This window comes from Cryobacterium frigoriphilum (genome assembly GCF_004403305.1).
Taxonomy (GTDB): Bacteria; Actinomycetota; Actinomycetes; order Actinomycetales; family Microbacteriaceae; genus Cryobacterium; species Cryobacterium frigoriphilum.
The window spans coordinates 186,381-208,253 of sequence record NZ_SOHE01000053.1 but is presented as its reverse complement, the minus strand read 5'-3'; the positions used below and the strand labels follow the sequence as shown (position 1 = coordinate 208,253).

Sequence of the window (21,873 nt, the reverse complement as noted above, 5' to 3'; positions counted from 1 at the left end):
ACCTAGTCGAGCAGGTCTTCGTAGAGCACCGTGGAGATGTAGCGCTCACCGAAGCCCGGAACGATCACAACGATGGTCTTGCCGGCGTTTTCGGGGCGTTTGGCGACCTGCAGGGCGACCCAGACGGCCGCGCCGCCGGAGATGCCGCCGAGGATACCCTCGTCGGTGCCGAGCGAACGGGCGGTCGCGAGCGAGTCGGCCAGCGTGACGTCGACGATTTCGTCATAGACTTCACGGTCGAGTACCTCGGGCACGAAGTTGGCGCCGAGACCCTGGATCTTGTGCGGGCCGGGCGTGCCGCCGGTGAGGATGGGGGAGTCAATCGGCTCGACACCGATGACGGTGACCGACGACTTGCGCTCCTTCAGCAGGCCGCCCGCACCCGAAATGGTGCCGCCGGTGCCGATGCCGGCAACGAGAATGTCGACGGTGCCCGCGGTGTCGTCCCAGATTTCGACGCCGGTGGTGGCACGGTGAATGGCCGGGTTGGCCGGGTTCGTGAACTGGCTGGCGAGAATCGCGCCGGGCGTGTTGTCAACGATTTCCTGAGCGGCCGCAACGGCGCCCTTCATGCCGGTTGCGCCGGGGGTCAGCACGATCTGGGCGCCATAGGCGCGCATCATGACGCGGCGTTCCTTGCTCATGGTCTCGGGCATCGCGAGGATGACCGTGTAACCGCGGGCCGCACCGACCATGGCGAGGGCGATGCCGGTGTTGCCGCTGGTCGCTTCGACGACGGTACCGCCGGGCTTCAGCGAACCGTCGGCCTCGGCGGCGTCGATGATCGCCACGCCAATGCGGTCCTTGACGCTGCTGGAGGGGTTGTAAAACTCGAGCTTCGCGAGCACCGTGGCGCCGAGGCCGTCGGTGAGACGATTCAGCTTGACCAGCGGCGTACGGCCAACGGCCGCGGTGATATCGGAATAGATCTGGGGCATCGGGGCAACTTTCGCTCGGGGGAAACGGCCGCCTTCAGCCTACGGCCCCGCGCCGGGCCGGAGCCCGGTGTTACATTCCACTACGTCATACTTAACAGCGTGACTCCACCAGATGCCGGCCCGAATGATTCCCCTGATCGAACGGCGGATGCGGGTGCGCCCGGCCAGGCCCCGCAGCTGCCCCTCGAGGTGGCCCGCATGCGCGAGTGGGCGATCGCCCGGCTCGGCCAGGCCGGGGTACCCGACCCGATCGTCGACGCCGAACTGGTGATCGGTCACGTACTCGGCCAGAGCCGCGGACAGGTGCAGGCCGCCGGCATCCTCGGAACGATTCTGAGCCAGACGGATGCCGCCACCATCGACTCCCTGCTGACGCGCCGGGCCGCGCGCGAACCGCTGCAGCACATCACCGGGCGCGCTCCGTTTCGCCAGCTCGAACTGCTCGTCGGCCCCGGAGTGTTCGTGCCGCGCCCCGAAACCGAACAGGTCGCGCAGCTCGCCATCGATGCCCTGCGCCAGGTTCCGGACCCCGAACCGATCGGGGTCGACCTCGGCACCGGCAGCGGGGCGATCGCCCTGGCCCTCGCGACCGAGGTGCCCCACGCCCGCATCTGGGCCTGCGAAAACTCGGCAGAAGCCTACCCGTGGACCAGCCGCAACTTCGCCGAGGTTGCCGCCCCGAACGCCACGCTCGTCTTCGCCGATCTGGCCGACGCGCTGCCCGAACTCGACGGAACCGTCGCCGTCGTCATCTCCAACCCGCCCTACATTCCGGCCGCCGCCATTCCCCGCGACCCGGAGGTGCGCCTGTTCGATCCCGCCCAGGCCCTGTTCGGCGGCGCCGATGGGCTCGAGGTCGTGCGCCTCGTCTCGCAGACCGCGCTGCGACTGCTGCGCCCGGGCGGAGTTCTCGTGATGGAACACGGTGAGCTGCAGGGCAGCGAGATTCGCGCCCTGCTGGCCGCCGATGGCTGGCGCGCCCCGGCCACGCACCCGGACTACACGAGCCGCGACCGGGCGACCACCGCGCTGCGTCCCTAACCCGTGCGCGGCCGGCCGGGGCGGTCACAGCCTCCCCGGATGCTGCTGCACTAGAATTGCCCGAAATGACTCGAATCTACGACTGCTCGGTCGACACGGAATACGCGGCCGGCAAGAGGCTCGCGCTCTCGGCCATTGGCCGAGGCGCCCTGATCGTCATCCCCACCGACACCGTCTACGGCATCGCAGCGGATGCCTTCAGCCCCGAAGCCGTGCAGAAGCTGCTCGACGCCAAGGGCCGCGACCGTACCTCGCCCCCGCCCGTGCTGATTCCGCGCATCACCGCGCTGGACGCCCTCGCCGAGAGTGTGCCGCAGCCGATCCGCGACCTCGTCGCCGAATTCTGGCCGGGTGGACTGACCGTCATCCTGCACGCCCAGCCCTCGCTGGTCTGGGACCTCGGCGAGACGCGGGGCACGGTCGCCCTGCGCATGCCCAGCAACCCCATCGCGCTTGACCTGCTCTCCGAGACCGGCCCGCTCGCCGTCTCCTCGGCCAATGTGTCGGGGATGCCCTCCGCGATCGACGCCCAGGGTGCCGAGGACATGCTCGGCACCAGTGTGGCCGTCTACCTCGACGGGGGAGTGGCCGGGCTCACCTATCAGGCGATCGGCGAACGCCCCGGTGACACATCGTCGACCATCGTCGATGCGACCGGCTTCGACACCAATGGCGGCAAGGTCGTCATCGTGCGCAGCGGGGTCATCTCCCGCGAAGCGATCGCGGCCGTCATCGGCGCCGCCCTGGCCGACGCCGAACCCCGCGAGGGCGTCATCGACACCCCATGACCCTTTTTATTCTTCTCGCGCTGGTCTCTGCCGTGGTTACCCTCGGTTTCTCCTTCGTCGTACTCAAACTCAGCCATCGTTACCGGCTGTACCCCGCCATCCGCTCGCGCGACGTACACACCCGGCCCACGCCGCGGCTCGGCGGCATCGCCATGTTCCTCGGCATCCTCGCGGCGTTCGGGGTGGCCTATCTGATTGCCTCGCAGTTCGCGCCGCTGCGCCTGATCTTCGCCAACCCGGAGCAGATCCTGGCGATCCTCGGTGCGGCGCTGCTGATCGTGCTGCTGGGTGTCGCTGACGATATCTGGGACCTCGATTGGATGACCAAGCTCGCCGGCCAGTTCATCGCGGCCGGTCTGGTGGCCTGGCAGGGCGTTCAGGTGCTCTCACTGCCGATCGGCGGCCTGACGGTGGGGTCCGCCTGGATGTCCATCATGATCACCGTCGTGGCCATCGTCATCGTCATGAACATGATCAATTTCATCGACGGCCTCGACGGACTCGTTGCGGGCGTCGCCCTGATCGCCAACGGGGTGTTCTTTCTCTACAGCTACCTGCTGGTGCGCGACACCTCGCCGACCAACTACTTCAACCTCGCCTCCCTCATCGCGGCGATCCTGGTGGGAGCCTGTGTCGGCTTCTTGCCGCTGAACTGGCACCCCGCCAAGCTCTTCATGGGCGATGCCGGTGCGCTGCTGGTCGGACTGCTCATGGCGACCTCGGCCATCGCCATCACCGGTCAGGTCGACCCGACCGCCGTGAACCGCTCACAGCTCTTTCCCGCGTTCATTCCCATCCTCTTGCCCTTCGCGATTCTGGTCATTCCGCTGCTCGACTTCGGGCTCGCGGTGTTCCGCCGGGTTCGGGCCGGCAAATCACCCTTCAGTGCCGACCGCAAGCACCTGCACCACCGCCTGCTTGACATGGGACACTCCCACCTGCACGCCGTGCTGATCTTCTACGGGTGGACGACCGCGGCATCCGTGGGCTGCCTGCTCTACTTCGTGCTGCCCGTCTACTTCGGCCTGCCTACGTGGTACGCCACGATCTTCCTCGTGCTCGCCCTGCTGCTGTGCACGGTTGTCACCCTGGCGCCGCTCAGTCGGCGCAAGGCCGAGGAGGTTGCCAGCCAGCAGTCACCGAGCGCCGACCCGCAGACCGGCGAATTCGCCCGGCTTGACCCGCTCGACGAAGCGGCCGCAGATCCCGCCACGCCCGCACGACCCATCACCGCCGAGGAGCACGCATGACCAGCCCCCAGACAACGCCCCACGACACCCACAAACCGGCCCAGCCCACCTCGATCCCGGTGCTGCGACGCATACTCGTCTACGGGGGCTGGCTGGCACTCGGCATCGCCGTGGTCGGAGCCACCCTCGGCGGCATCTTTCAGGGGGGCGTTGGCGTCGTCAGCGCCCTGATCGGCACTGCCATGGCCGTGGTCTTCATGGGCATCACGGCGGGCAGCATCCTGTTGGCCAACCGCTTCGCCGGTCACGAGTCCGCCATCGGTGCGTTCTTCGGCATTGTGATGGGCGGCTGGCTGCTTAAGTTCGTCGTGTTTCTGGCCCTCATGTTCCTGCTGCGCGACCAGCCGTGGATATCGCCGATCGTGCTCTTTCTCAGCATCGTCGCGGGCGTGATCGGTTCTCTCGTGGTCGATGCCGTCGTGGTCATGACGAGCCGCATGAGCTACGTCAGTGACGTCACGCTGCCACCGGCGCCGACGGATGCCTGACCCACGCCACCCGACCGGCTCTTGGTGCGGAGGCTGGCCTCGCTTCAGTTCCGTCTCGATTCGGTTCAGCGCCGGTTCTTTGCTAGAGTAAACACCGATCCACCCCGGTTTGCTCATGCTGTACAGCGTCGTAAACCCGCCCCCATTCGTCGATGCGCGAGCAGAGCTCACCGCCCCGAAACAGGAGAAAGCGCTGCTAGAAACCGCCGTAAACCTGCTGGTCCCGTCCGCCACTGGCGACGGTGAATTCCACGGTCCGTCAATCAATGAGTTCTTCCCCGACGTCATTTTCTTCGCGGACACTCCCTTCGAGATCAACCGCATCATCCTGATCCGCTTCCTGTCGGTCGCGGTCCTGATGCTCGTCTTCTGGCTCGGCACTCGCCGCATGAAGGTCATCCCGACCCGCATGCAGAGCATCGCCGAAATGGGACTCGACTTCGTGCGCGTCAACATCGCGGAGGATCTACTGGGCAAGAAGGACGGCAGGCGTTTTCTGCCGCTCCTGACGACCATCTTCTTCATGGTCCTGTTCATGAACGTGACGGGTATCATCCCGTTCCTGAACATCGCCGGAACCTCGGTCATCGGCGTCCCGCTGCTTCTCGGCGTGATCTCGTATGGAACGTTCATCTACGCGGGCGTCAAGAAGAGCCCCGCGAAGTTCTTCCGCAACTCGCTCTTCCCGCCCGGAGTGCCGCCGGCCCTGTACATCATCGTGACGCCGATCGAATTCATCTCGACGTTCCTGGTGCGACCGGTCACCCTCACACTCCGACTCATGATGAACATGATCGTCGGCCACCTGTTGCTCGTGCTGTTCTTCAGTGCGACCCACTTCTTCTTCTTCACGGCGGACGGCGGGTTCAAGCTCTTCGGCGCCGGTACCCTCGTCTTCGGCTTCGCCTTCACGCTCTTCGAGGTGTTGATTGCCGTTCTCCAGGCTTACATTTTTGCCCTGCTCACCGCCGTCTACATCCAGCTCGCGCTGGCTGAGGAACACTAGACACTTTAGGAATTCGGCACTCGCCGGTTTCACCATCTCGGAAGGAAACATTCGTGGACTCAACAACCGTTCTTGCGGAACTCACCGGAAACATCGCAACCGTCGGTTATGGCCTCGCAGCTATCGGCCCGGCAATCGGCGTGGGTATCGTCGTTGGCAAGACCATTGAGGGTGTCGCGCGTCAGCCCGAGCTCGCCGGTCGCCTGCAGGTTCTGATGTACATCGGTATCGCCTTCACTGAGGCGCTCGCCTTCATCGGTATCGCTACCTACTTCATCTTCACGAACTAGTCCTCTTCACTACTTAGGTTAGGAGGCATGATGCTTCACGCAGTAATTGCAGCCGCTACGGAAGAAGCGGCGCCGAACCCGCTCATCCCCGAGATTTACGACATCATTTGGTCGGCGGTCTGCTTTGTCGTGATTTTGTTCTTCTTCTGGAAGTTCGCACTTCCGAAGATGCAGAAGCTTCTTGACGACCGTGCAGAGGCCATCGAGGGCAACATCGCCAAGGCCGACGACGCCCAGCGCAAGGCCGAAGCTGCTCTCGAGCAGTACACGGCCCAGCTGGTGGGTGCCCGCGCCGAGGCCGGTCAGATTCGTGACCAGGCCCGTACCGATGGCCAGCGCATCGTCGCTGAGCACAAGGAACAGGCCTCGGCCGAAGCCAACCGCATCGCGGCCACGGCCAAGACCCAGATCGAAGCGGAACGTCAGGCGGCCGTCGTGTCCCTGCGCTCCGAGGTCGGTACCCTGGCGATTGACCTGGCTTCCGGGGTCATCGGTGAAAGCCTCACCGACGACGCCAAGGCAAGCGCCATCGTTGACCGTTTTCTGGCCGAGCTCGAAGCCACTGAGCTTGAGGCCACATCGAACGCGTCCACGGCCTCAACGGCCGGAAAGAACTAGCCATGGGTAGCGCCACCAGAGAAGCACTGGCCACGGCCAGAGCGGCACTGTCCGTTGCGGGCGGTCCAACCGATCTGGCGACCGGCGAAAGCCTCTTCAACGCCGGCCGTGTGATCGGGAGGTCTTCACAGCTGCTTGCAGCCCTGGCCGACCCGGCCGCCGAGCCGACGGCGAAAACGACCCTGGTGCGTGCTGTCTTCGGAAAGAGCGTGACGCCGAAGGCGCTGGCGCTTCTCGAGGCTGCGGCCTCGCAGCGCTGGTCCAGCCACGACGACCTACTCGCCGGTATCGAAGATCTGGGACTGCGGGCAACCGCGATCTCTGCTCCGGCCGGCACCGCGATCGAGGCCGAGTTGTTCGGCTTCGGCGCGACGGTATCCTCCGACGCCGAGCTCGAACTGGCCCTGGTCAGCAAGCTCGGCAAGCCGGATGCGAAGGCGGGCCTCGTTGAGGCACTCCTGGCCGGCAAGGTCTCTGGTCAGACCCTGGCCATCGTGCGGCACCTGGTGCAGCAGCCCCGGGGACGCCGGATCGGCGAATTGCTGCGCCACGCGGCATCCGTCGTCGCCGACCAGTCGGGAACGACGATCGCGACCATCATCTCCGCGGCGGCACTGTCGACGGCCCAGCTCGGCCGGCTCACGACGAGCCTGGGCGAGCGTTACGGCCGCGAGCTCACCGTGCACCTCGTCATTGACGAGTCGCTCGTGGGCGGTGTTCGGGTGCAGATCGGCCAGGACATCATCGACGGCAGCATCGCAACCCGGCTCGCGGATCTTCGGCTTCAGCTCGTTCGCTAAGCGACACCCCCGCACGACCCGCACGCACTAAACACAATTTTTGAGACAGAACCTGTACCACCCGTACAGAAAAGGGAAGATGATGGCAGAACTAACGATCAGCCCCGATGAGATCCGCGACGCTCTCCAGGACTTCGTGAAGTCCTACGAGCCGAACAAGACCTCCACGACCGAGGTCGGATACGTCACCACCGCGGGCGATGGAATCGCTCACGTCGAGGGACTTCCCGGCGTCATGGCCAACGAGCTCATCAAGTTCGCCGACGGCACCCTGGGCCTCGCCCAGAACCTCGACGAAGATGAGATCGGCGTTGTCGTTCTCGGTGAATTCGCCGGGATCGTCGAAGGCATGGAGGTGCACCGCACTGGCGAGGTCCTCTCCGTACCCGTCGGCGACGGCTACCTCGGCCGTGTCGTCGACCCGCTCGGCGCCCCCATTGACGGTCTCGGCGAAATTGCGACCGAGGGCCGTCGTGCCCTCGAGCTGCAGGCTCCCGGCGTCATGGACCGCAAGTCGGTGCACGAGCCGATGCAGACCGGTATCAAGGCAATTGACGCCATGATCCCGATCGGCCGCGGCCAGCGCCAGCTCATCATTGGTGACCGCCAGACCGGTAAAACGGCCATCGCGATCGACACCATCATCAACCAGAAGGCCAACTGGGAGTCCGGCGACACGACGAAGCAGGTTCGCTGCATCTACGTCGCCATCGGCCAGAAGGGCTCCACCATCGCCTCGGTGAAGGGCGCCCTCGAAGACGCCGGAGCCATGGAGTACACGACCATCGTCGCTGCCCCCGCCTCCGACCCGGCCGGCTTCAAGTACCTCGCCCCCTACACCGGCTCGGCCATCGGCCAGCACTGGATGTACGCCGGCAAACACGTTCTCATCGTCTTCGACGACCTGTCGAAGCAGGCAGAGGCCTACCGTGCGGTATCGCTGCTGCTGCGTCGCCCGCCGGGACGCGAAGCGTACCCCGGCGACGTGTTCTACCTGCACTCCCGCCTGCTCGAGCGTTGTGCCAAGCTCTCCGACGCCCTCGGCGCCGGATCGATGACCGGCCTGCCGATCATCGAGACCAAGGCCAACGACGTCGCTGCGTACATCCCGACCAACGTGATCTCGATCACCGACGGCCAGATCTTCCTGCAGTCCGACCTCTTCAACGCCAACCAGCGCCCCGCGGTCGACGTGGGTATCTCGGTTTCGCGTGTTGGTGGCGACGCCCAGGTGAAGTCGATCAAGAAGGTATCGGGAACGCTCAAGCTCGAGCTCGCCCAGTACCGTTCGCTCGAAGCCTTCGCGATGTTCGCGTCGGACCTCGACGCGGCCAGCCGTCGTCAGCTCGCTCGCGGCGCCCGCCTCACCGAGCTGCTGCGTCAGCCGCAGTACTCGCCGTACCCCGTCGAAGACCAGGTCGTCTCGATCTGGGCCGGCATCAACGGCAAGCTCGACGAGGTTCCGGTTCCTGACGTGCTGCGCTTCGAGCGCGAACTGCTCGAGTTCCTGGGCCGCACCACGACCGTGCTGTCAACGCTGCGCGAGACGAACGTACTCACCGACGACACCGTCGCCCTGATGAGCACCGAAATCGACAAGTTCAAGCAGGAGTTCCAGACCGGCGAGGGCAAGCCGCTCGCCTCGGTTGGCAAGGAAACCTTCGCGGCCATCAAGCCCGATGACGTCAACCAGGAAAAGATCGTCAAGCACCGCCGCTAGATCTGCTCGACACCCTCGATACAGCACCGATAGACAAGGAAGCACAGGAGACACATGGGAGCGCAACTTCGGGTCTACCGGCAGAAAATCAAGTCTGCCCAGACGACCAAGAAGATCACTCGGGCCATGGAGCTGATCTCTGCCTCGCGCATTCAAAAGGCGCAGGCGCGAGTCGCTGCGTCCACCCCGTACTCGCGTGCAGTCACGCGAGCCGTATCGGCCGTCGCCACGTACTCGAACGTTGAGCACCTGCTGACCACCGAGCCCGAGACGATCAACCGCGCCGCGGTTGTCATCTTCGCGTCGGACCGAGGCCTTGCGGGAGCGTTCAGCTCGCAGGTACTGCGGGAAGCCGAAGAGCTGACCACGCTGCTGCGCAGCCAGGGCAAGGACGTCACGTACTTCCTCGTTGGCCGCAAGGCGATCGCGTACTTCAGCTTTCGGCACCGCGTATCCGAGCGGGTCTGGACCGGCGGCACCGACCAGCCCACGTTCGAAACGGCCAAGGAAATTGGCGAGGCACTGCTGGAGACGTTCCTGAGGGACTCCGAAGACGGCGGCGTTGACGAGATTCACATCGTCTACAACCGTTTTGTCAGCATGGTCACGCAGGTTCCCGAGGTCGTTCGGCTGCTTCCCCTCGAAGTGGTTGAGGGCGTCGAAGAACCCGGCAGCGACCAGGTCTTGCCGCTGTATGAGTTCGAGCCCGAGGTTGAAACCGTGCTGGACAGTCTGCTGCCGGTCTACATCGAGAGCCGTCTTTTCAACGCCATGCTGCAGTCGGCCGCCTCAGAGCATGCCAGCCGTCAGAAGGCCATGAAGTCGGCCAGCGACAACGCCGACAAGCTGATCACGGACTACACGCGCCTGAGCAACAACGCGCGTCAGTCCGAGATCACGCAGCAGATTTCCGAGATCGTGGGTGGAGCCGATGCGCTCTCATCCGCCAAGAAGTAACCCGAGAAGCCAAGAATGAACCAGAAACGAGAGAGCAATGACTGACACCGCAACCGCGCCAGTCCGCGCGGAGGATACGGCCGGCTCTGTTGGCCGTATCGCCCGCGTCACCGGCCCCGTTGTCGACATCGAGTTTCCGCATGACTCGATCCCCGGCATGTACAACGCCCTGAAGACGACGATCACCATCGGTGGCGTTACGAGCGAGATCACCCTCGAGGTTGCTCTGCACCTCGGTGACGACCTCATTCGGGCCATTGCCCTGAACCCGACGGACGGCCTCGTTCGCGGACAGGAAGTCCGCGACACCGGAAGCCCCATCACGGTTCCGGTCGGAAACGTCACCAAGGGCAAGGTCTTCAACGTCATCGGAGACGTGCTGAACGCCGCTCCGGGCGAGAAGATCGAGATCACCGAGCGCTGGCCCATCCACCGCAAGCCGCCGCCCTTCGACCAGCTCGAGTCCAAGACTCAGCTGTTCGAGACCGGCATCAAGGTCATCGACCTTCTCACGCCGTACGTTCTCGGTGGAAAGATCGGCCTCTTCGGTGGTGCCGGTGTCGGCAAGACCGTTCTGATCCAGGAAATGATCCAGCGCGTCGCGCAGGACCACGGTGGAGTCTCGGTGTTCGCCGGAGTCGGTGAGCGTACCCGTGAGGGCAACGACCTCATCGCCGAGATGGAAGAAGCCGGCGTCTTCGACAAGACCGCGCTCGTCTTCGGCCAGATGGACGAGCCGCCGGGAACGCGTCTGCGCGTCGCCCTCTCGGCCCTCACCATGGCTGAGTACTTCCGCGACGTGGAGAAGCAAGACGTCTTGCTCTTCATCGACAACATCTTCCGCTTCACCCAGGCCGGTTCGGAGGTGTCGACCCTTCTGGGCCGCATGCCTTCCGCCGTGGGCTACCAGCCCAACCTGGCCGACGAGATGGGTATCCTTCAGGAGCGCATCACGTCGACCCGTGGCCACTCGATCACCTCCCTCCAAGCGATCTACGTGCCCGCCGACGACTACACCGACCCGGCACCGGCGACCACCTTCGCCCACCTGGACGCCACGACCGAGCTGTCGCGTGAAATCGCGTCGAAGGGCCTCTACCCGGCCGTCGACCCGCTGACCTCGACCAGCCGTATCCTCGACCCCCGCTACCTGGGTGCCGACCACTACAACACGGCCGTGCGCGTCAAGGCGATCCTGCAGAAGAACAAGGAACTCCAGGAGATCATCGCGATCCTCGGTGTTGACGAGCTCTCCGAAGAAGATAAGGTCACGGTTTCCCGTGCCCGTCGTATTCAGCAGTTCCTCTCGCAGAACACCTACATGGCCAAGAAGTTCACCGGCGTCGAAGGCTCCACGGTATCCCTCAAGGACACCATCGAATCCTTCACCGCCATCTCCAACGGTGACTTCGACCACGTGGCCGAGCAGGCCTTCTTCAACGTCGGTGGCATCAACGACGTCGAAGAGAAGTGGGCTCAGATTCAGAAAGAGAACGGCTAAGCATGGCCGTACTCTCTGTCAGCGTCGTCTCGGCAGACCACGAAGTGTGGTCCGGCGAAGCAACGATGGTTGTCGCTCGCACCGTTGAGGGTGAAATTGGTATCCTCAGCGGCCACGAGCCCATGCTGGCCATTTTGGCTGCCGGCGAGGTGCGCATGACGCTTCCCGACGGATCCAAGGTTCAGGCCGAAGCGGCCGACGGATTCTTGTCCGTCGACAACAACACGGTTACGATCGTGGCGCGCAAGGCGGAACTCGTCTGACCTTGTTTCCACTGATCACGTGCTGATACTGATACCGCCGTCGGAGACTAAACGCTCCGGCGGCGGTTTTCTGTGCCTCGATTGGGCGGCCCTGCGCTACCCGACCCTGAACACCCGACGCCGCGCACTGGCGCGCGCCGTGGTCAAGCTGAGTAAACATCCGGATGCGGCCATGGCCGCGCTGAAGCTGGGCCGCACCCAGACGGCCGAGATCGAGCGCAACCGGCTGTTGCTGACCTCCGCGGCGATGGCCGCGATCGACCGCTACACCGGCGTGCTGTACGACGCCCTCGGTGCGGACTCGCTCTCGCCCGCAGCTCGCGCCTTCGCGGGGGAGCACCTCGTCGTGCACTCGGCGCTGTTCGGCCCGCTTGGTGCCCTCGACCCGATTCCGGCGTACCGGCTGTCGCACGATTCACGCGTGCCGGAGCATCCGCTCAAGGCGCACTGGACGGTCGCGGTCACGAAGGCGCTCGGCGCTGCCGACGGGCTCGTGCTCGACCTGCGCTCCGAGGGATACGTGTCGCTCGGCGCCGCGCCGCGCCGACCAGAGTCCTTCTTTCTGCGCGTCGTCACGGTCACGGCCGCGGGCCACACCCGCGCGATCAACCACTTCAACAAGAAGTGGAAGGGACTCTTCACGCGCGCACTTCTCGACCACGGTGTGGACTTCGCGACCGTCGATGAGTTGCTCGCCTGGGCGCCCACGGCGGGTTTCACCCTGCGCCGCGGCGGCCCCGCCACCCTCCTTCTCGTCGTGTAAGCGCGCGCAGGGCAGCGTGACGTCGGAGCGGTCGGTAGGATGAGCGCGTGACCACTGCCTCGCGTGCACCTGATCCCGCTGACGACCGTCGGGTGACTGCTCAGTCAACGACTGTCTACCCAGCGACTGCCACGCCAGCGACTGCCACGCCAGCGACGGTCAAGCCAGTGAACGTGACGGTGACCGGCGCCGGTGGGCAGATCGGCTACGCGCTGCTGTTTCGCCTTGCGTCCGGGCAATTACTCGGGCCCGACACCCCGATCAACCTGCGGCTTCTGGAAATCCCACAGGGACTGGCAGCCGCCGAGGGTACAGCCCTTGAGCTTGCGGACTGCGCTTTTGGGCTGCTGGCCTCAACCACGATCACGGATGACCTCACGCAGGCCTTCGACGGCGTCAACGTTGCGCTGTTGGTCGGTTCCCGGCCTCGGGCCGCCGGCATGGAGCGCGCCGACCTGCTCGCCGCCAACGGACGCATCTTCGGGCCGCAGGGCGCCGCGATCAACGCGGGAGCGGCATCCGATGTGCGGGTGCTCGTGGTCGGCAACCCCGCCAACACGAACGCGCTTATCGCCAGAAGCCATGCCCCCGACGTGCCCGCCGACCGCTTCACGGCGATGACCCGGCTCGACCACAACCGCGCCGTCGCCCAACTCGCCGCACACTTCGATGTCTCCGTTACCGCCATCGAGGGTGTCGCGATCTGGGGAAACCACTCCGCCAGCCAGTACCCCGATGTCTTCCACGCCACCGTGCGGCTGAAATCGGGGGAGCGATGCTTCGTGCGTGACCTCGTCGACGAGCGCTGGCTGGCAGCGGAGTTCATTCCCCGCGTCGCTCAGCGGGGCTCCGAAATCATCGCCGTGCGCGGCGCGTCAAGCGCCGCCTCGGCCGCCGGCGCGGCCCTCGACCACGTGCACGACTGGGCCAACAGCACCCCGAGCGGTGCCGGACAGTGGACCAGCGCCGCGGTCGTCTCCGACGGCTCCTACGGTGTTCCGGAGGGCCTGATCAGCTCCTTTCCGGTGCGGTCGGTGGCGGGTCACTGGCGTATCGAGCCGGGCCTGGAGATCGCAGAATTCTCCCGGGCCCGCATCGACGCCTCGGTCGCCGAACTCGTGGCCGAGCGTGACGCCGTCGCTGCTCTCGGTCTGCTCGCCACTCAGTAGGGTGCTCTCGAGTGGCGTGCTCTCAAGTCGCGTGCTGCTGAGAGGAGCGCCGCGCGGCAGCGTCGACGCAGCGGCCCACGCTCTCCGCGCTCCTCACGCGCCGACGGCGCGGTGGCAGCCGGTGACGTGGTCGTCGACGAGGCCGGAAGACTGCATGAGGGCGTACATGGTGGTCGGCCCGACGAACTTATAGCCGAGGCCCCGCAGATGAGCGCTGAGCGCGGTGGACTCGGGGGTGATCGCCGGCACATCGCCCAGGGTCGCCAGCCGAACGGCACGGGCCGGTGGGGCGAAGCTCCAGATCAGCGAGCCCAGGCTCACGTTGAGGTCGAGGGTGAGCCGGGCATTGCTGATCGCGGCCTGAATCTTGCCCCGGTGCCGGATGATGCTCGCGTCGAGCAGCAGCGAACTCACGTCGTCTTGTGTCATCGCGGCGACAGCGGCAACGTCGAAGTCGTGAAACGCGGCACGGAACGCCGGGCGCCGACGCAGAATCGTGATCCATGACAGCCCGGCCTGAAAGCCCTCGAGGCACAGCTTCTCAAACAGACGCTGGTCGGCTCGCAGCGGGCGCCCCCACTCCTCGTCGTGATAGCGCTGGTACTCGGTGTCGAGCCCGGCCCACGCGCAACGCGCGATATCGTCGTCACCGGTCAGCACGGATGCCCGCACGACACGTTCGGCGGCCGGTTCGGTGGTGGTGATGGCGGCGGCAGCAGGGGCCGCGGCATCCGTCACTTGTGGCCGATGCCTTCGTGGTCGAGCAGCCAGGCCTTGGTGGCGATGCCCTCGCCCGCGCTGTAACCGGTGATGCGGCCGTTCGTTGCCAGTACTCGGTGGCAGCCGACGATGATCGGAACGGGATTGGCGCCGACGGCGCCGCCGATCGCGCGCCCCGATCCGGGACGGCCGATGGACTGCCCGAGGGCGCCGTAGGACACCACGCTGCCGAACGGCAGCCGGCTCAGCTGCTGCCAGACGCTGCGCTGAAACGCCGTGCCGTCATCGAGCGCGACCGGCAGGTCGAACGCCGTGCGGGTACCGGAGAAATACTCGGTCAGCTGCCGTTGTGCCCGGCGCAGCACGGGGGAGGGCTTCTCGGGGGTCTGCTCGAGGGGGAGGTGTCCGTCGGTCTCGATGGAGAGCGAGAGGATGCCCGAGGGGCCGGCGGTGAGTTCGAGTCGGCCGATCGGACTTGCCAGGCGAATCAGGGAGGGAGGGATGCTGTCCATATTCCGACTGTAGCCGGGGTGCTGCGCGAGACCTCGCGGGATTCGGACATTGGGGACAGGTCGCACGAACGGCGCCCTGTGGAGGAACTCTGTTTCCTCTCGAGCCTTGTGAGTGAGCGCTCACTCAGTTAGAGTCGACGGGTGACTGACAAGCCTGCGCGCGCACCCTCCCTGACGGTCGAAGACCGACGAGCCATGCTCGTCGACGCTGTCACACCGCTGTTGACGCAATTCGGCGCGGCCGTGACGACGAAGCAGATCGCGGAGCGGGCCGGCATCGCCGAGGGCACGATCTTTCGCGCCTTCGGAAGCAAGGAAGAGCTCATTCAGGCCGCGGTTGACCGTCAGCTCGACCCAGAGCCGTTTCGCCAGAAACTGCGGGCCGTCGACATCGCCCTCCCGCTCGACGAGCGGGTTCGCAGCATCGTCGTGCTGATGCGGGAACGCTTCACGACGGTGTTCACGCTCATGGCCGCGCTCGGGCTGCTCGGCAAGCCGCATCCCCACGACCCCCGGCGGGAGTTCACCGAGATTCTCGCGCTCGCACTCGCCCCCGACCTCGCCCGGTTGAACTTCTCCGGCGAACGCTCCGCCCAGATCATCCGCATGGTCAGCCTCGTCGCGAGCATGCCCCTGATGCACCTCGGCGCCGCCTTCGACGACGACGAGATCACCGCGCTCATCCTCTACGGAATTGCCGGCCTGCCCGGCCCTTCCGACAACTCTTCCCGCTAGGAGAACCCGTGCTCTGGACCCTGTTGGCGCGCTATCTGCGGCCGCACTGGCGCCTGCTCGTGGCCGTCGTGATCTTTCAACTGCTGCAGTCGATCGCCTCGCTCTACCTGCCGGCGCTCAACGCCGACATCATCGACCAGGGTGTGGCCACCGGGGACACCGACTATATTCTGCGCGTCGGCGGGGTGATGCTGCTGATCACGCTCGGCCAGATCATCTGCGCCGTCGTGGCCGTCTACTTCGGCGCCAAGGCCGCGATGGCCGTTGGCCGTGACGTGCGCGGCGCGGTGTTCACCCGGGTCGGCGAGTTCTCCGAGCAGGAGGTCACCAAATTCGGGGCGCCCTCGCTCATCACCCGCTCGACCAACGATGTGCAGCAGGTGCAGATGCTCGTGCTGACCACCTGCACTCTGCTGGTCTCCGCGCCGATCCTCAGCATCGGCGGCGTCATCATGGCGATCCGGCAGGACCTCGAGCTGTCCTGGCTGATCGCGGTCAGCGTGCCGATTCTGCTCGTGGCGGTCGGCTTCATCGTCGTGCGCATGGTGCCGCTTTTCCGCAAGATGCAGACCCGCATCGACACCGTCAACCGGGTGCTGCGGGAGCAGCTCACCGGAATCCGGGTGGTGCGGGCGTTCACGAGGGAAGACGTCGAGACGACCCGTTTTGCGCGGGCGAACACGGATGTCACGGAGGTCGCGCTGAGCTCTGGCCGGCTGATGGCCCTCATGTTTCCGATCGTGATGCTCGTGCTCAACGTGTCGAGTGTCGCCGTGATCTGGTTCGGGGCCTTTCGTATCCAGGACGGGTCGATGCAGGTGGGCACACTGATCGCCTTCCTCAGCTATCTGATGCAGATCCTGATGGCCGTGATGATGGCCACCTTCATGGCCGTGATAATCCCGCGCGCAGCCGTCTCGGCCGACCGCATCATGGAGGTGCTGGGCACTGAATCGAGCGTGCATCCGCCGCAGCACCCCGTCAACACGACGACCGCCCGCGGCGAGATCGAACTGCTCGACGTGGGCTTCGCCTACCCGGGGGCCCAGCAGCCGGTGCTCAGCAACGTGAGCTTCATTGCCCGGCGCGGTGAGACCACCGCGATCATCGGCAGCACCGGGTCGGGCAAGACCACGCTCGTGAACCTGTTGCCGCGACTTTTCGACGCCACGACCGGCTCCGTGCTCGTCGACGGGGTCAACGTACGAGACCTCAACCCCGACCTGCTGTGGGGACACATCGGCCTGGTGCCCCAGAAGCCGTACCTGTTCTCGGGCACCGTGCGCAGCAACCTGCTGTACGGCAAACCCGATGCGACCGAGACCGAGCTGTGGCAGGCGCTCAGCATCGCCCAGGCCACCGACTTCGTCACCGAGATGGAGGGTGGCCTCGACGCTCCCATCTCGCAGGGCGGCACCAACGTCTCCGGCGGTCAGCGTCAACGCCTCGCCATCGCGCGTGCCCTGGTGAAGCGCCCCGAACTGTATATTTTCGACGATTCGTTCTCGGCTCTGGACCTCGCGACGGATGCCAGGCTGCGGCAGGCGCTCAGGCTCGGCGCCGCGGGTGCGACGATGATCATTGTCGCCCAGCGGGTGTCGAGCATCGTCGACTCCGACCAGATCCTCGTGCTCGAAGACGGGCGCATCGTGGGCCGCGGCCGGCACGAAGAACTCCTGCAGAACAACACCACCTATCAGGAGATCGTGGCGTCCCAGCTCACGGCGGAGGAAGCGGCATGAGCGAGATCAACAAGATCGTCGTTCCGCCCCGCCCGCCGCGCGGCGGCGGACCGTTTGGCGGCATGAACCTGCCCGCCGAGAAGTCGATGAACTTCACCGTCTCGGCGAAACGCCTGATGGGCACACTGCGCCCCGAACGGCTCTGGCTGGCACTCGTTTTCGGCCTCGCCGTGATCAGCGTGACCTTCGCCGTGCTCGGCCCCCGGCTGCTCGGCGAGGGCACCAACCTCATCTTCAGCGGGGTTCTCTCGCAGTCCCTGCCGAGCGGGCAGAGCCAGACCGAGCTGATCGCCGGGCTGCGGGCATCCGGTGATAACGCCCAGGCCGACCTGCTGAGCGGCATGACCCTGACTCCCGGGCTCGGGATCGACTTCGCGATGCTCTCGACCGTGCTGCTGTGGACGCTCGTGCTCTATGTGCTGTCGTCGGTGTTCAGTTGGATGCAGGCTTACGTGCTCAACGGCATCGTGCAGCGCACCGTGTTTCGCCTGCGTGAAGAGATCGAGGCGAAGATCAACCGGCTGCCGCTGAAGTACTTCGACTCCCGCCAGCGTGGCGAGCTGCTCAGTCGCGTCACCAACGACGTCGACAACATCTCGCAGAGCCTGCAGCAGACGCTCAGTCAGATCGTCACCTCGCTGCTGACCGTCATCGGCGTGATCGTGATGATGTTTCTGCTCTCACCGCTGCTCGCGCTCATCGCCCTCGTCACCATTCCCCTGACGCTCGTGATCACGGCCCTCATCGCCAAGCGCTCGCAGAAACTGTTCGTGGCCCAGTGGACACACACCGGTGAACTCAACGGCCAGATCGAGGAGACCTTCACCGGCCACGCCCTCGTCAAGGTCTTCGGCCGTCAGCGTGAGGTCGAGCAGCGCTTCGCGAAGAAGAACGACGAACTGTACCAGGCGAGCTTCGGAGCACAGTTCATCAGCGGCCTGATCATGCCCGCGATGACCTTCATCGGCAACCTCGTTTACGTGGCCATCGCCATTGTCGGAGGGCTGCAGGTCGCCAGCGGCGCCATGCAGCTCGGTGACGTGCAGGCGTTCATCCAGTACTCCCGCCAGTTCACGCAGCCGCTCGCGCAGCTCGGGTCGATGGCGAACCTGCTGCAGTCCGGTGTCGCTTCGGCCGAGCGGGTGTTCGACCTGCTCGATGCCGAGGAGCAGAGCGAAGACGCCGAACCGGCCGAATCACCGGTAGAGACGCACGGCCGGCTGGTCTTCGAGGGTGTGTCCTTCCGCTACTCGCCAGACAAACCCCTGATCGACGACCTCAGCCTGGTTGCCGAACCCGGTCAGACCGTGGCGATTGTGGGGCCGACCGGGGCCGGCAAGACGACCCTCGTGAACCTCATGATGCGGTTCTATGAGATCGATGCCGGGCGCATCCTGCTCGACGGCATCGACGTCGCCCAGATGACCCGCCTCGATCTGCGCAGCCGGATGGGCATGGTGTTGCAGGACACCTGGCTGTTCGGCGGAACGATTCGCGAAAATATCGCCTACGGCCGGCCGGGAGCGACCGAAGCCGACATTCTCGCGGCGGCGCAGGCCACGTACGTCGATCGCTTCGTGCACTCGCTGCCCGACGGCTACGACACCGTGCTCGACGACGAGGGCGGCAACGTGAGCGCCGGAGAGATGCAGTTGCTCACGATTGCGCGGGCGTTCCTGGCCAAACCGAGCGTGCTGATTCTCGACGAGGCCACGAGCTCGGTCGACACCCGTACCGAGGTGCTCGTGCAGAAGGCGATGAGCGCCCTGCGCGCCGACCGCACGAGTTTCGTGATCGCTCACCGCCTGTCCACGATCCGCGACGCCGACCTGATTCTCGTGATGGACTCCGGACGCATCGTCGAGCAGGGAACACACGCCCAGTTGCTCGCCGCCGGAGGTGCATACCACGCCCTGTACGCCGCACAATTTGCGGCGCCGGTCGCCGACGAGGTCTGATCGGGCCAGGATTCGCGCACAGGGCGCTCGCGAGGGGCAAGTTATCCACAGCCCGTGGTTTCGGCCCCGGAATCGGAGGTGGACGGGCACAGTGTGGGCATGCCAAATCACATCGTGAAGACCAAGGAAGCACACGACTTCCTCGCCCTCGTGCCCCAGCTGGTCGGTTTCACACCCGAGAACAGCGTGGTGCTCGTCGCCTTTCGGGGTAATCGAACCTGTGGAGCGTTGCGCTTCAACCTGCCCGCGACGGATGTCCCGGTGAAGCTGCAGAGGGGCATCGCGACCTCGCTCATCGGTACGCTCTGCAAGATCCCCGGCGTCGACGCCGTCGTTCCGGTCGTCTACACCTCGGACGCCGTGTCTGGGCACCCTGGTCTGCCGCATAAGCGGTTCGCGGATACCCTCGTCAAGAGAGCCGAGTTGAGCGGATTTCTGGTGCGTGACGCCCTCTGTGTGGCTTCGGACGCGTGGGGCTCCTACCTCGACCCGCGATGCCCGGCTGCGGGGCATCCGCTCAGTCAAATCACCGCGTCGCCCGTGAATGCCGGCCTGTCAGAAGAACGACGCGGCTGCCTCGCGACCGTGACGAGCGGCACGGAACTGCCCAGGATCGACCTGGCGATGAAAGAGCGCGTTGGTGCGCAGTATCGACGGCTGCAGAAGGGTTTCGGCCCGACCGGCCCTGGGCCGGCTCTCGTCTCGATGATCGGTGAGGTCGTCGACCCCGTCGAGTTGGCCGAGGTCGCTCTCGGCTGGGAGGTCAGCGCCCTGACCGGCGCTGATGCGGCCGCCCTGCTGTACCTCGTGCAAGGCCCGGGCAGTCGAGATCAGGTGATGGTGCAGTTCGCCTTCGGTCGGGAGGTCGGCGCAGAGGCACATGCGGCCAACCTGCGGTACTGGGGGCTGCAGCGGCTCACCGGGCTGACCATGGATCACATCGTCGCGCTCGATCTTCTGGCCGAGGCGCAACTCTCGCGGGAGGCCGGCGACGATGCCGAGCCCGGTGTTGATCACGATGCCGGGTTCGGTTCCGAAGCACGGGATCGACGCCGAGGGCTCAGAGTGGGTGACCTAATGCTCGGCAACACGCCCGTGCGGCCGGATCCGGACCGCTGTGAGCGTGCCATCGACCTGCTGAAAACGGTAGTTGCCATGGCCCCGCGTGCGGCCCGACCGGCGCCGCTGTGCATGCTCGCCTGGCTGTCCTGGGCATTGGGGCGCGGATCGGTCGCGGGCATCTTTCTCGACCAGGCACTCACCATCGACCCCGGCTACAGCATGGCCCAGCTGCTCGAGACGCTGCTCGGCTCGGGGCACCTGCCCGAGTGGGCGTTTCAGGTGCCGTTCGAAGACGAGTAGGAGCACCGTGACGACGCGTGCGTCGCGGGCGGTCGCGGATGGTCGGTGGCAGCTCGAGTCGCGACTTCCCTCGATAGACTTCGTGCATGCCACAGGGACGCGTCGCCGTCGTCATGTCGCCAGGGGCACCGGCGGCCTGGATCTTCGTGGTGGGTCGTCGCTTTCTGGCCGGTGTGCCGTTCGGGACCGCACGCGGCGTGGTGGACTGCCTGACGGAACGCGTTCTCGACGAGGCACTCGACCTCGAATCGATTGTGGCCCTGCTGCCGCTGACGGGTGCGGAAGCCATCACCAGCTTTCTCGTCGTTGTGCCGCGACAGGCCACCGACGGTGACGGTATCCCGGTTTCCGCGGTCGTGCGGGGCACCGCCATGGCCGACGTGTTCTCGATCGGAGGATCGCGTCGGTTCAGCGACCGTGGCATTCGACCGTGGCTGCTCGCCGACTTTCGTGCCGTGACCGGGCTGGTCATCGGGTCGATGGATGCCCCGATGCTCGCCGCCGGCGGACTCGGTGCCGGTCAGCGAGTGGGCACCGGTGCCTTCGCCGGCACCTCCCTGTTCTGGTCGGTCCTGGCCGCCCCGGAAAGCGACGACGTTGGCACGGCGTATGAGGCTCCTCGCGAGCTCGACGGCCTTCCCGAGTACGACACCGTGATTCGCCCACCGCGGGCGCTCGCCGAGGCGGACACCGTGCTGCGGGTCCCGACCGAGTCCTGGGCGGGTTCGGAACGCGCCGAGTCCCGAGCGATGGACGCCGACACGGTCATTCGCCCGCCGCATGCCGCACGGCACGGCCAGATCGTCGGCGAGCCCGAGCCGACTCCGGCGCCGGCACCCGCGGTGCGCGACGACCCTCAAGCCGGCCCAACGCCGCGTCGTGACCCGGCCACGGAACGGGTCACCAGCCACGCGTTCCAGCTGTCTTCCGGCGAACCGCATCGGCTCGATCAGGCCTACGTGCTGGGCCGTAAGCCACGGCTGCCGCGCATCGTCATCGGGCAGCCGCCGCGACTGCTGGCCGTGCCGTCGCCGACCTCCGCGGTCTCGTCGACCCACCTCGAAATCCGTCAGGAGGGAGACTCGATCGTCGTCACCGACCTCGGCTCCACCAACGGTACGGTCGTGCGCCCGCCGCACGGTCGCACCCGCCGACTGCGTTCGGGCCAGTCTCTCGCGGTCACGCCCGGTACAGTAGTAGACATCGGGGACGGCAATAGCGTCGAAATCCTGCGATAACCGTGCGGCTCAGC

The 21,873-nt window shown here is 65.9% G+C and carries 22 protein-coding genes; 19 read left to right on the top strand and 3 right to left on the bottom strand.

The window, feature by feature from the left end:
* Positions 1-2: 2 nt before the first annotated feature.
* Positions 3-938 (bottom strand): cysteine synthase A, encoded by a 936-nt coding sequence (gene cysK / locus E3T55_RS12750; RefSeq protein WP_134519932.1) that lies wholly within the window; start codon positions 936-938, stop codon positions 3-5.
* 198 nt (positions 939-1,136) lie between these two features.
* On the opposite strand from cysK, the gene prmC reads away from it, so the two are divergent.
* The 14 genes from prmC (at position 1,137) to E3T55_RS12680 (ending at position 13,592) form a co-directional block, all read left to right on the top strand.
* Positions 1,137-1,979 (top strand): peptide chain release factor N(5)-glutamine methyltransferase, encoded by an 843-nt coding sequence (gene prmC / locus E3T55_RS12745; RefSeq protein ID WP_134520054.1) that lies wholly within the window; start codon positions 1,137-1,139, stop codon positions 1,977-1,979.
* A gap of 65 nt (positions 1,980-2,044) precedes the next feature.
* Positions 2,045-2,767, top strand: a complete 723-nt coding sequence (locus tag E3T55_RS12740; RefSeq protein WP_134519931.1) for an L-threonylcarbamoyladenylate synthase — start codon at positions 2,045-2,047, stop codon at positions 2,765-2,767.
* Positions 2,764-4,017, top strand: coding sequence for an MraY family glycosyltransferase (locus tag E3T55_RS12735; protein ID WP_134519930.1), 1,254 nt, complete (start codon positions 2,764-2,766; stop codon positions 4,015-4,017). Before E3T55_RS12740 ends, E3T55_RS12735 begins: the two co-directional genes overlap by 4 nt.
* Positions 4,014-4,505, top strand: a complete 492-nt coding sequence (locus E3T55_RS12730; protein ID WP_134519929.1) for a Cg1360 family ATP-synthase-associated protein — start codon at positions 4,014-4,016, stop codon at positions 4,503-4,505. The genes E3T55_RS12735 and E3T55_RS12730 overlap by 4 nt, the downstream gene beginning before the upstream one ends.
* A gap of 115 nt (positions 4,506-4,620) precedes the next feature.
* Complete coding sequence (gene atpB, locus E3T55_RS12725; protein WP_134519928.1) at positions 4,621-5,511, top strand: F0F1 ATP synthase subunit A; 891 nt, start codon at positions 4,621-4,623, stop codon at positions 5,509-5,511.
* A gap of 53 nt (positions 5,512-5,564) precedes the next feature.
* Positions 5,565-5,801, top strand: coding sequence for an ATP synthase F0 subunit C (gene atpE, locus E3T55_RS12720; RefSeq protein ID WP_119975407.1), 237 nt, complete (start codon positions 5,565-5,567; stop codon positions 5,799-5,801).
* Between the two features lie 30 nt (positions 5,802-5,831).
* A complete protein-coding gene (locus E3T55_RS12715) occupies positions 5,832-6,419 on the top strand; it encodes a F0F1 ATP synthase subunit B (protein WP_134520053.1) in 588 nt (195 codons plus the stop codon).
* Positions 6,420-6,421: 2 nt separating this feature from the next.
* Entirely contained in the window at positions 6,422-7,219 is a 798-nt protein-coding gene (locus E3T55_RS12710) for a F0F1 ATP synthase subunit delta (RefSeq protein WP_134519927.1), read from the top strand.
* 82 nt (positions 7,220-7,301) lie between these two features.
* Positions 7,302-8,939, top strand: coding sequence for a F0F1 ATP synthase subunit alpha (atpA, locus tag E3T55_RS12705; RefSeq protein WP_134520052.1), 1,638 nt, complete (start codon positions 7,302-7,304; stop codon positions 8,937-8,939).
* A gap of 54 nt (positions 8,940-8,993) precedes the next feature.
* Positions 8,994-9,896 (top strand): F0F1 ATP synthase subunit gamma, encoded by a 903-nt coding sequence (locus E3T55_RS12700; RefSeq protein WP_134519926.1) that lies wholly within the window; start codon positions 8,994-8,996, stop codon positions 9,894-9,896.
* A gap of 37 nt (positions 9,897-9,933) precedes the next feature.
* Complete coding sequence (atpD, locus tag E3T55_RS12695) at positions 9,934-11,397, top strand: F0F1 ATP synthase subunit beta (protein WP_134519925.1); 1,464 nt, start codon at positions 9,934-9,936, stop codon at positions 11,395-11,397.
* 2 nt (positions 11,398-11,399) lie between these two features.
* Positions 11,400-11,660 (top strand): F0F1 ATP synthase subunit epsilon, encoded by a 261-nt coding sequence (locus tag E3T55_RS12690; protein WP_134519924.1) that lies wholly within the window; start codon positions 11,400-11,402, stop codon positions 11,658-11,660.
* 19 nt (positions 11,661-11,679) lie between these two features.
* A complete protein-coding gene (locus E3T55_RS12685; RefSeq protein WP_134519923.1) occupies positions 11,680-12,423 on the top strand; it encodes a YaaA family protein in 744 nt (247 codons plus the stop codon).
* Positions 12,424-12,590: 167 nt separating this feature from the next.
* The gene (locus tag E3T55_RS12680; protein WP_134519922.1) at positions 12,591-13,592 is read left to right on the top strand and encodes a malate dehydrogenase; all 1,002 of its coding nucleotides are present in this window, start codon (positions 12,591-12,593) and stop codon (positions 13,590-13,592) included.
* A 93-nt stretch (positions 13,593-13,685) separates the two neighbouring features.
* Here the strand turns inward: E3T55_RS12680 and E3T55_RS12675 are convergent, their stop codons facing one another.
* Together E3T55_RS12675 and E3T55_RS12670 are read right to left on the bottom strand one after the other, a co-directional pair.
* Complete coding sequence (locus E3T55_RS12675; protein WP_241993052.1) at positions 13,686-14,264, bottom strand: DNA-3-methyladenine glycosylase I; 579 nt, start codon at positions 14,262-14,264, stop codon at positions 13,686-13,688.
* Positions 14,265-14,326: 62 nt separating this feature from the next.
* The gene (locus tag E3T55_RS12670; RefSeq protein ID WP_134519921.1) at positions 14,327-14,824 is read right to left on the bottom strand and encodes a methylated-DNA--[protein]-cysteine S-methyltransferase; all 498 of its coding nucleotides are present in this window, start codon (positions 14,822-14,824) and stop codon (positions 14,327-14,329) included.
* A 141-nt stretch (positions 14,825-14,965) separates the two neighbouring features.
* Here E3T55_RS12670 and E3T55_RS12665 point away from each other — a divergent pair, with 141 nt between their 5' ends.
* The 5 genes from E3T55_RS12665 to E3T55_RS12645 all read left to right on the top strand — a co-directional run bounded on the left by E3T55_RS12665 (position 14,966) and on the right by E3T55_RS12645 (position 21,859).
* A complete protein-coding gene (locus E3T55_RS12665; RefSeq protein ID WP_134519920.1) occupies positions 14,966-15,559 on the top strand; it encodes a TetR/AcrR family transcriptional regulator in 594 nt (197 codons plus the stop codon).
* Positions 15,560-15,567: 8 nt separating this feature from the next.
* Entirely contained in the window at positions 15,568-17,301 is a 1,734-nt protein-coding gene (locus tag E3T55_RS12660) for an ABC transporter ATP-binding protein (RefSeq protein ID WP_134519919.1), read from the top strand.
* Positions 17,298-19,259: an ABC transporter ATP-binding protein gene (locus E3T55_RS12655; RefSeq protein ID WP_134519918.1), complete on the top strand. Its 1,962-nt coding sequence runs from the start codon at positions 17,298-17,300 to the stop codon at positions 19,257-19,259. The genes E3T55_RS12660 and E3T55_RS12655 overlap by 4 nt, the downstream gene beginning before the upstream one ends.
* 99 nt (positions 19,260-19,358) lie before the next feature.
* Entirely contained in the window at positions 19,359-20,621 is a 1,263-nt protein-coding gene (locus E3T55_RS12650) for a DUF4192 domain-containing protein (RefSeq protein WP_134519917.1), read from the top strand.
* 86 nt (positions 20,622-20,707) lie between these two features.
* Positions 20,708-21,859, top strand: a complete 1,152-nt coding sequence (locus tag E3T55_RS12645; protein ID WP_134519916.1) for an FHA domain-containing protein — start codon at positions 20,708-20,710, stop codon at positions 21,857-21,859.
* Positions 21,860-21,873: the final 14 nt, after the last annotated feature.